This window comes from Mesorhizobium sp. M2C.T.Ca.TU.002.02.1.1, assembly GCF_003997225.1.
In genome coordinates this window covers 1-9,075 of the sequence record NZ_RZTO01000180.1, presented here as the reverse complement: position 1 = coordinate 9,075, position 9,075 = coordinate 1, and the positions used below count along the sequence as shown (strand labels likewise).

The window sequence follows — 9,075 nt, the reverse complement described above, 5'->3', positions numbered from 1 at the left end:
GCCAAGGGAAGCGTCGCGCCAGATCGGCCTGCTCGATCAGCTCGATATCGACACCCATATCGCGCTGAACGCGGTTCTTGGCACGCTGCGCCTCGGCCCGCTCCGGCGTCGCCAGCACAAGATAGCCAGGCTCGTGCAGTCCGATGTCCGCCGGCTCGCCACCGACCGCAAGCCGGGTGCCGACCTCGCGCAGAAAGTCGAGGCTGAACTTCGACATTGCGATATTCGGCGGGGTGCCGAACTGCTGGCGTATGGCGCTGGTCGACAGCGAAGAGGAAGAGGCGGTGTAGTAGGGATCCCGCTCGATAACGGCGATGCTGCCATCGAAATCCGGATTGGCGGAGAGGAAATAGGCGATCGAGCTGCCGACGACGCCTCCGCCGACGATCACCACATCGTAGTTTGCGCTCATTCCGGTAGCGTTCCCCTTGTCTCAAATGTCGTGGTTGCGGCAAAGATTCGATACTTTTGTCCGCTGCCAAGCCCTTCAAGGACACTCATAACCTAGGCTAATGACGAGAAAAAGGGGTTTGACGCGAAAATCAGAATACATTATCCAATTTTTACGCATCCGCTGCCGGCTGGGCCGCGCAGCCGTCCCAGGAGTGTTCAGTGGGTTTCATCGCGCCCCGTCTCGACGTCATCAAGCCAAGTCCGAGCATGGCGGTTACGGCCCGCGCGATCGACATGCGCGCGGCCGGCATCGACGTCATCAGCCTGAGCGCCGGCGAGCCGGATTTCCCGACGCCGGCGCATGTCGTCGAGGCGGCCTATGCGGCGATGCGCCGGGGGGAGACCCGCTATACGGCGGTGGACGGCACGGTGGCGCTGAAGAAAGCGGTGGCCGACAAGTTCAGGCGCGAGAACGGCCTCGACTACAGGCCGTCGGAAATCACTGTCGCCGGCGGTGCGAAGCAGATCATCTACAACGCCCTGCTGGCAACGTTGGCGCCGGGCGACGAGGTGATCGTTCCCGCGCCCTATTGGGTTTCCTACACCGACATCGTGCTTCTGGGGGAGGGCAAGCCCGTGGTTGTTCCCTGCGGCGAGGAGCTTGGCTTCAAGCTCACGCCGTCGGCGTTACGGGCCGCCATCACCGGGCGCACGAAATGGCTGCTCATCAACACCCCGTCCAACCCGACGGGCGCAGTCTATGGCCGTGACGAGCTTGCCGCCTTGGCGGCAGTGCTGCTCGACCATCCGCATGTCCATGTGCTGACCGATGACATCTACGAGCACATCCTGTTCGATGGGCGCGCCTTCCACACGATCGCCAGTGTCGAGCCGCGGTTGAAGGAGCGTACGCTGACGGTCAACGGCGTCTCGAAAGCCTATGCCATGACAGGCTGGCGGATCGGCTATGCCGGCGGGCCGGAACCGCTGATCCGCGCGATGGCGACGGTGCAGAGCCAGAGCACGTCGAACCCGTCCTCCATCTCGCAGGCCGCGACGATCGCCGCGCTGGACGGCCCGCAGGATTTCTTGGCGCCGCGCGCGCTCGAGTTCCAGGCCCGGCGCGATCGCGCCTTGGAGCTGCTGCGGGCAATCCCCGGCCTTTCCTGCCGGACGCCTGAAGGAGCCTTTTACCTCTATCCCGACTGCTCGGCCCTGATCGGCCGCCGGCGTCCGGACGGTTCCGTTGTCGGCAGCGACGACGATCTTTCGCTCTACCTGCTCGATCACGCGCGGGTGGCGGTGGTGCAGGGCTCGGCCTACGGCCTGTCGCCGCATTTCTGCATCTCCATAGCCACGTCGATGGACCTGATCGAGAAGGCGATCGGCCGCATCGCCGAGGCGGTCGAAGCGCTGCGGTAGAGCCGCGATGGACCTGAACCTCGTCCGCGAACTTATCGACCTTGTCTCGCGCTCACCGATTGGCGAAGTGCAGATCGAGCGCGACGGGATTCGCATCCGCATTGCCAGGCAGGTGTTGTCGCCCGCATTCCAGACCCAATCGCATACGCAGCCCGTTTCGGCTTCCGACACGTCCGCCGCTCCGGGTTCAAGCCCCACCGTCGCGACCATTCCGCGGCATTCGATCCGCGCGCCGCTGACGGGCGTGTTCTATCGCTCCGCCGGCGAGGGCGAGCCACCGCTCGTCTCGGTAGGCGATCTGGTCGAGGAGGGGCAGAAGATCGGCGTCCTCGAAGCCATGAAGACATTCAACGTCGTGGAGGCCGATCGCGCCGGCAGGATTGTCGAGGTCGCGTTCGAGGACCATGCCGCCGTGCAGTCCGGCGACGTGCTGTTCGTCCTGGAAGAGGCGGGTTGAACGCCATGTTCGATACCGTCCTTATCGCCAATCGCGGTGAGATCGCGCTGCGCATTCTGCGCGCCTGCCGCGATCTCGGCCTTCAGACGGTGGCGGCCTATTCGGAAGCCGACGCGAGCCTTCGCCATGTCGGGCTGGCGGACAAGGCGATCTGCATCGGGCCAGCGGCCTCGGCCGACAGCTATCTCAACGTCGCCGAGATTATCACCGCAGCGCAGCTCACAGGCGCCGGCGCGATCCATCCCGGCTACGGCTTCCTGTCGGAGAACGCCGCCTTCGCTGAGGCGGTGGAGGATGCCGGCCTTGTCTTCATCGGGCCGTCCGCGGCGGCGATCCGCACCATGGGCGACAAGGTTGCGGCCAAGCGGGCAATGATGGCTGCCGGCGTGCCCTGCGTTCCGGGTTCGGAAGGCGCGCTGGCGCAGGACGAGCAAGCGGTGCGGGCCATCGCCCGAGCCGTCGGTTATCCGGTCATCGTCAAGGCGGCCGGCGGCGGCGGCGGGCGCGGCATGCGCATCGTGCGCGAGGAAGGCGCGTTGATCGAAGCCGTGGCATTGGCACGAGAGGAGGCCGGACGAGCCTTCGGCAACCCGCAAGTCTATCTGGAAAAATTCCTCGAGCATCCGCGCCATGTCGAGATCCAGATCCTGGCCGACCGGCATGGCGCGGCTGTCTGGCTCGGCGAGCGGGACTGCTCCATGCAGCGCCGCCACCAGAAGATCATCGAGGAAGCGCCGGCGCCCGGCATCGCTCGCGCGGCGATCGCCGGGATCGGCGATCTTTGCGCCCGCGCCTGTGTCGAGATCGGCTACACGGGGGCGGGTACGTTCGAGTTCCTCTATGAGGACGGGCGTTTTTATTTCATCGAGATGAATACCCGCGTGCAGGTGGAGCATCCGGTCACCGAGCTCATCACCGGCATCGACATCGTTCGCGAGCAGATCCGGATCGCCCAGGGCAAGCCCCTGTCCTTCAAGCAGGAAGACATACGCATCGAGGGCCACGCCGTCGAATGCCGCATCAACGCCGAGGACCCCTACAGCTTTCGGCCGCATCCGGGACGGGTCGAGCGCTGGACGCCGCCAGGCGGCCCGGGGATCCGCGTCGAGTCGCATCTCTACTCCGGCTACACCGTGCCGCCGCACTATGATTCCCTGGTCGCCAAGCTGCTCGCGCATGGCGCCACCCGGGCCGATGCGATCCGCAGGATGAAGGGCGCGCTGGCCGAGATGGAGACGGTCGGCATCGCCACCAACGCGCCGCTGCACGGCATGTTGATGGAGGAGCCAGGTTTCGCGGCCGGAGGTTTCGACATCCACCACCTGGAACGCCTGATCGAAGGCGGCCTGCTCGACGGACGAGCACAGCGATGACGGCCGAGGAGATCGAGAGGCTTGCCGCATGGTGCGCGGCCGCGGGTGTCGGTGAGATCGAGCTGGCGGAGGCCGGCTTTTCGCTTTGCCTGCGTATCCAGCCGGCCGGTCCTGCGCCGCGCGCGACGGCAAGCGAAGCGCCGCGGGCCGAGGTTCTGAAGACGGTTCGCGCGCCGGGCGTCGGCGTGTTCCGTCTCGTTCATCCGATGACCGGCCATCCGGTCGTCGAACGCGGGCAGCGGGTCCGGAAGGGCGAGACTGTCGGCGTCCTGCAGATCGGCTCATGCCTCAAGGGCGTGGTTGCGCCGGCGGACGGCAAGCTGGGGGTTGCCTTGGCCGAGGATGGCGCGGTCGTCGGCTACGGCACACCGCTCTACGAGTTGCTGTGACATGAATTCTGGGGAAGTCGCCATGACGGGCAGCGGGCTTGAAGTCGATATCAATTCGGACATGGGCGAAGGCTTCGGCGCCTACAGGCTGGGCGACGACGCGGCGATCCTCGATATCGTGAGCTCGGCCAATGTCGCCTGCGGTTTCCACGCCGGCGACCCGGAGATCATGGCGGCGACCTTTTCCATGGCGCGAGCCAAGGGGGTCGCCGTCGGCGCGCATCCAAGCTTCGCCGATCTGTGGGGGTTCGGACGCCGCACCATTCCGCATTCGGCGGACGAGATCGAAAGGCTGGTCGCATACCAGATCGGCGCAGCGCAGGCGCTTTCCGCCTATGCCGGACACCCGATCCGCTACGTGAAGGCGCATGGCGCGCTGGGCAACCTCACCCAGACCGATCGCGGCGTCGCCGAAGCCGTCACACGCGCCGTCAAAGCCGTCGACCCCAGCCTGATCTGCCTGGCGATTGCGCTCGGCTTCCAGGACAGGATCGCGCGCGAGGCAGGCTTGACCGTCAAGTCGGAGATCTTCGCCGATCGCGCCTATACGCAAGAGGGGTTCCTGGTCTCGCGCAAGCTGGAGGGCGCTGTCATCCACGACGCCGCAGCGGCGGCGGAGCGGGTCGTGCGCATGGTCAGGCAGGGCGCGATCGAGACGATTTCCGGACAATTGCTGAAGACGCCGATCGACTCGATCTGCGTTCACAGCGACACGCCGGCGGCGGTCGCCATCGCCGCCCGCGTGCGCGCCGGGCTGGAACAGAGCGGTGTAAGGGTCAAGGCGTTCGCCTGAGGGCCGGCCGCTCACGGCTCACAGCGCCCGCGCCGGGCGTTCAGACGGCGTCGAGTCCCTGTTCGAGGAAGCGGTCGAGCTGTTCCATCTCCTGGGGCGTGAGGTTGATGCCGTCCCGTCTCGACTTCTCACGGGCGAGGAACCGCCTCTGCGAAGGCAGGCGCGCGCCCTGGCCGAGGATCGCCTCGAACAAAGCTTCTGCCCGGGAGAAAGGACTTCCAGGGCGACCGGCGGCGAAAGCTTCCGGCGACAGGGCGATGACCAGCTCGCCATGCTTCGGATAGAGCGTCGTGGTGCCGAGCAGATCGAGGGCCTCGCGGCTCGTCAGGTCGCCGAGCATGGCGCCGGCGAGCAGCTCGATCATGGTGCCGATGGCCGAGCCCTTGTGCCCGCCGAAGGAGAGCATGGCGCCGCCGAGCGCTGCTGCGGGGTCGGTCGTCGGCCTGCCGTCCGAATCGATCGCCCAGCCTTCCGGCAATTGTTTGCCGGCACGACGATGCAGCTCGATTTCGCCGCGCGCCGCGACTGAAGTGGCAAAGTCGAAGACATAGGGCGGATGCTCCTGGCGCGGCCAGCCGAAGGCGAAGGGATTGGTGCCAAGCAGGGGTCTTGAACCACCCGTCGGTGCGACGGTCGCGTAGCTTGGACACATGGCTAGGCCAGCCAGACCGGCGTCGGCCAGCGCCTCGACCTCGACCCAGAGGGCTGAAAAATGAACCGCGTTGTTGATCGCCAATGCCGCGATGCCGGTCGCGCGCGCCCGCTCGACCAGCACGGGCAGGCCGAGCTCGAAGGCTGGATTGGCGAAGCCGCCTTTGGCGTCCACCTTCACGATTGCCGGCGCGTCCTGCGGCAGCAATTCGGGCACCGCCTTCGGCTCGGCCTTTCCGGCCTTGACGGTGCGCAGCGCGCCCTCGATGCGATAGATGCCGTGCGATTTGCAGGCGTCGCGTTCCCCGGCGACGATGGCGCGCGTGATCGCGCCGGCCTGGGCGGGGTTGAGCCCGGCCTTGCTGAAGATCGCCCCGACGCGCTCATGCAGGGCTTCGATGGTGAGGGCGGTTGTGCTGCTCATTCTGGCCTTCGCGTTTGCCCGCAGAGCATGCGCCTGCGGGTCAGGAAAATTGCAGCTCGCTCGCGAAGGTTCTCAGATCCTGCGCGAGCAGGCCGGGTTGCTCGAAGGCTGCAAAATGCCCGCCGCATGGCATGGTTGTCCACCGGCGCACGTTGCGAAAAACCCGTTCGACCCAGCTTCTTGGCGGCATCTGCAATTCCTTCGGAAACAGCGCTACCGCGAGCGGAACCTCGATCCGCGCGCCAGGCGGAAATGTCAACGGCCGCGCGCGGGTCTCCCAATAGAGACGCATGGACGAGGCGACGGTTCGCGTGAACCAGTAGAGCGAGATGTTGGCGAGGACTTCGTCGCGGGAGAATGCGGCGTTGTCCAGATCGCCGTCGCAGTCGCTCCAGTCTCGGAACTTTTCGATCATCCATGCCGCCAGCCCGACGGGCGAATCGGTGAGCCCGTAGGCAAGGGTCTGGGGGCGTGTTCCCTGAATGTGGCTGTAGGCGCCGTGGAGGTCCGCCCACCGGGCTTTCTCTCCCAGGAAGGCGCGTTCTTCCGTGGTGAGATCGCCGCCGGGGCCTGGATCATGCGATGGCGAATACGAGCCGGGAACGAAATTCAGATGCACGCCGGCGAGATTGCCGGGATAGGCATGCGCCAGGATGGTCGACACGCTGGCGCCGAGGTCACCGCCCTGCGCCAGGTAGCGCTCATAGCCCAGCCGGCCCATCAGTTCCGCCCAGAGGTCGGCGACGGCAAACAGGTTAAGGCCGGCCTTGGTCGGCCGTCTCGAAAAGCCGTATCCGGGGATCGAAGGGATCACGACGTTGAATGCATCCTCCTGTCTCCCGCCATTGGCAAGCGGATCGGACAGGAGCGGCAAAAGCCTGATGAATTCGCAAAAGCTGCCCGGCCAGCCATGGGTGAGAATGACCGTTCTGGCGGTTGGGACCGCGGCGCGGACATGGATGAAATGAATGGTCTGGCCACCGATATCGGTCTGGTAGTGCGGAAGGGCGTTCCAGGCGGCTTCGTGTTCGCGCCAGTCGAAGCCTGTGCGCCAGCGCTCAACGAATCGCCGCAGTTCCTCCCGCTCCGTCCCTTGGGCCCAGCCGATTTCCTGCAATTGGTCCGGCTCGCGCCAGCCTGAAATGCGCTGCTTGAGGTCGTCGATTTCAGACTGTGCGATCTGGATCGTGAAGGGTCGGATATCCGTTGACATGTTCGCTCGCCGATATGGGTTGAGCCAGTCGATATCGTTGCTTGTCGTCGTTCCGGCCGTCATGCTGGTCGGAGGCCGCCGGCGCTGATGTTCCGCGCGGCGACGAACGCGTCAAGCTGCTGCCTGGCAGTACGCAGTGCTTGGGTCGCCGCTTCGATCGAGACCGGCAAAAAACGCAGGCGCGCGCCGACCGGCGCTTGCGCGAGCCGCCAGAGATCGGCCTCGATCACGGTTGCGATTTTCGGGTAGCCGCCGCAGGTGTTGGCGTCGGCAAGCTGGATGATCGGTTGGCCGGATGGCGGCACCTGGACGGTACCGGGGACGATGCCATGCGAGAGCAGCTCCCTTGGCGAGGCAAGCGAGAGCGTTTCTCCGGACAAACGATAGCCCATGCGATTGGCTTCGCTGGTGATCTTCCATTCGCTTCCGGTGAAGGCCGCATGCGCCTGCGCCGTGAAGCTGTGGAACTCGGCAGCGGGAAGCACCCTCAGTTCGATCGCAGAGGCGGTAGCGTTGCCGGGGATTTGCCGCTCTTCCAGCGCCACGCCAAGCCCTGCTGGAGGAAGCGCGCACATCGCGGTGTTGAGCCGAAGCCGGTCGCCGCGCGCAAGGCCGCGCCCGGCCAACCCGCCGAAACCAGCTTTCGCATCCGTCGCGCGCGATCCCATGACGGATGGCAGGTCGAGCCCGCCGGCGAAGGCGATGTAGGAACGCGCGCCTGCGTGCGGCGCTTCCACAAGAAGCGTCTCGCCCGCGCGGATGGCGGTTGCCCACCAGGGCGGACACCGCCGATCATCGATACGGATCGGGCAGTCGGCTCCCGTAATGGCCAGCGCGGTGTCGACATGTGCCTTGAGCCGGAAGGGATGGAGCGCGATCTCCAGCCCCGCGGCCGATCGGTCATTGCCCAGCATGAGATTGGCGATCGCCAGCGCCTGGCTGTCCATCGCGCCGCCATGGCTGATCCCGAGCGACAGATGGCCCGGACGGCCGAGGTCCTGGACAGTGTTCGGAAGACCGGTGGTCAGGATCTCGATCATTGCTCTATGCCCGCAATCTCGAATTGGATCTTGTCTCCCGGCCTCAGCAGCACAGGCGATTGCGCCTCGATGTCGAAGAGCCTCACGTCGGTGTGGCCAATGATGTGCCATCCCGACGGGGCGGTCATCGGCATGATGCCCGCCTGCGCACCGCCGATGATGACGGCGCCTTCGGCCACTTTCAGGCGGGGGTTCTTGCGCCGTGGCCAGGTGAGCCGCGGGTCGAGACCGGACAGGTAAGGAAAGCCCGGCATGGCCCCGATAGCGGCGACCGAATAGGTCGCGGCCGCGTGACGATTGACTGTCTCTTCCAGCGACAGCCCGCAATGCGCGGCCCAGCCAGCAAGGTCTTCGCCACGCGAGCCGCCGTAATGCACGGGAATCCGGTGCAAGGTGCCAGTGGCTGTTTGCGGATCGGTGCCGGCCCAAAGCGATTGCAGTTGCTCGCCGACACGCGATGCGTCCGTAACGAGCGGGTCGAAGAGCACCAGCAGGTTGTTCATGCCGGGGACCGTCTCACGCACGCCGTCGAGGCCTCGTGCGGCTTCGGCAACAGCCCAGACCAACTCTTGAACGGCGTCGTCGAAGCTTGGCTGCGCGCCATCGAGAAGCAGCGCGCCTGATCCCGCAAGGCTGATGCGCGGCGCCGGCCCAATGGTCATGAGCGGTCAGTCCTTCACCGGCACCGTGTAGTTCAGGATCAGGCGGCCGCCATCTGGATAAATGGTCTGACCGACGATGTAGGAGGCATCGTCGCTGGCGAGGAAGGAAGCGACGCTGGCGATCTCCGATGGCTCGCCGCAGCGCCCGCTCGGCGTTCGCGACAGGATGGTCTGCCGCTGCGCCTCGCTGGCCATCACCGAGCTCTTGACCATGTCGGTCAGGATTGTGCCCGGTCCGATGGCGTTGACGCGGATGTT

General features: G+C 65.9%; 11 protein-coding genes. 5 read left to right on the top strand and 6 right to left on the bottom strand.

The window, feature by feature from the left end; all coding sequences use genetic code 11:
- Positions 1–412 (bottom strand): FAD-dependent oxidoreductase (locus EOD07_RS12395; protein ID WP_164772209.1); only part of this gene is annotated, 412 nt, incomplete at its 3' end.
- 200 nt (positions 413–612) lie between these two features.
- Between EOD07_RS12395 and EOD07_RS12390 the strand changes: the two genes are divergently transcribed.
- The 5 genes from EOD07_RS12390 to EOD07_RS12370 all read left to right on the top strand — a co-directional run bounded on the left by EOD07_RS12390 (position 613) and on the right by EOD07_RS12370 (position 4,827).
- A complete protein-coding gene (locus EOD07_RS12390; protein ID WP_127235651.1) occupies positions 613–1,815 on the top strand; it encodes a pyridoxal phosphate-dependent aminotransferase in 1,203 nt (400 codons plus the stop codon).
- Positions 1,816–1,882: 67 nt separating this feature from the next.
- Entirely contained in the window at positions 1,883–2,272 is a 390-nt protein-coding gene (locus EOD07_RS12385) for a biotin/lipoyl-containing protein (protein ID WP_245470084.1), read from the top strand.
- A 5-nt stretch (positions 2,273–2,277) separates the two neighbouring features.
- The gene (accC, locus tag EOD07_RS12380) at positions 2,278–3,645 is read left to right on the top strand and encodes an acetyl-CoA carboxylase biotin carboxylase subunit (protein ID WP_127235649.1); all 1,368 of its coding nucleotides are present in this window, start codon (positions 2,278–2,280) and stop codon (positions 3,643–3,645) included.
- Positions 3,642–4,034 carry a biotin attachment protein gene (locus tag EOD07_RS12375; RefSeq protein WP_127235648.1) on the top strand — a complete coding sequence of 131 codons (393 nt, stop codon included), beginning with the start codon at positions 3,642–3,644 and terminating at the stop codon, positions 4,032–4,034. The genes accC and EOD07_RS12375 overlap by 4 nt, the downstream gene beginning before the upstream one ends.
- A 22-nt stretch (positions 4,035–4,056) precedes the next feature.
- Positions 4,057–4,827, top strand: a complete 771-nt coding sequence (locus EOD07_RS12370) for a 5-oxoprolinase subunit PxpA (RefSeq protein WP_040983753.1) — start codon at positions 4,057–4,059, stop codon at positions 4,825–4,827.
- Positions 4,828–4,867: 40 nt separating this feature from the next.
- Here the strand turns inward: EOD07_RS12370 and EOD07_RS12365 are convergent, their stop codons facing one another.
- The 5 genes from EOD07_RS12365 to EOD07_RS12345 form a co-directional block, all read right to left on the bottom strand.
- Entirely contained in the window at positions 4,868–5,902 is a 1,035-nt protein-coding gene (locus tag EOD07_RS12365) for an Ldh family oxidoreductase (protein WP_127235647.1), read from the bottom strand.
- Between the two features lie 40 nt (positions 5,903–5,942).
- A complete protein-coding gene (locus tag EOD07_RS12360) occupies positions 5,943–7,178 on the bottom strand; it encodes an epoxide hydrolase family protein (protein ID WP_245470082.1) in 1,236 nt (411 codons plus the stop codon).
- Entirely contained in the window at positions 7,175–8,155 is a 981-nt protein-coding gene (locus tag EOD07_RS12355) for a biotin-dependent carboxyltransferase family protein (protein ID WP_127235646.1), read from the bottom strand. Before EOD07_RS12355 ends, EOD07_RS12360 begins: the two co-directional genes overlap by 4 nt.
- Positions 8,152–8,817: a 5-oxoprolinase subunit PxpB gene (gene pxpB / locus EOD07_RS12350; RefSeq protein ID WP_127235645.1), complete on the bottom strand. Its 666-nt coding sequence runs from the start codon at positions 8,815–8,817 to the stop codon at positions 8,152–8,154. Before pxpB ends, EOD07_RS12355 begins: the two co-directional genes overlap by 4 nt.
- Positions 8,818–8,823: 6 nt before the next feature.
- A partial coding sequence (locus EOD07_RS12345; RefSeq protein WP_127235644.1) for an SDR family oxidoreductase occupies positions 8,824–9,075 on the bottom strand: 252 nt, incomplete at its 5' end.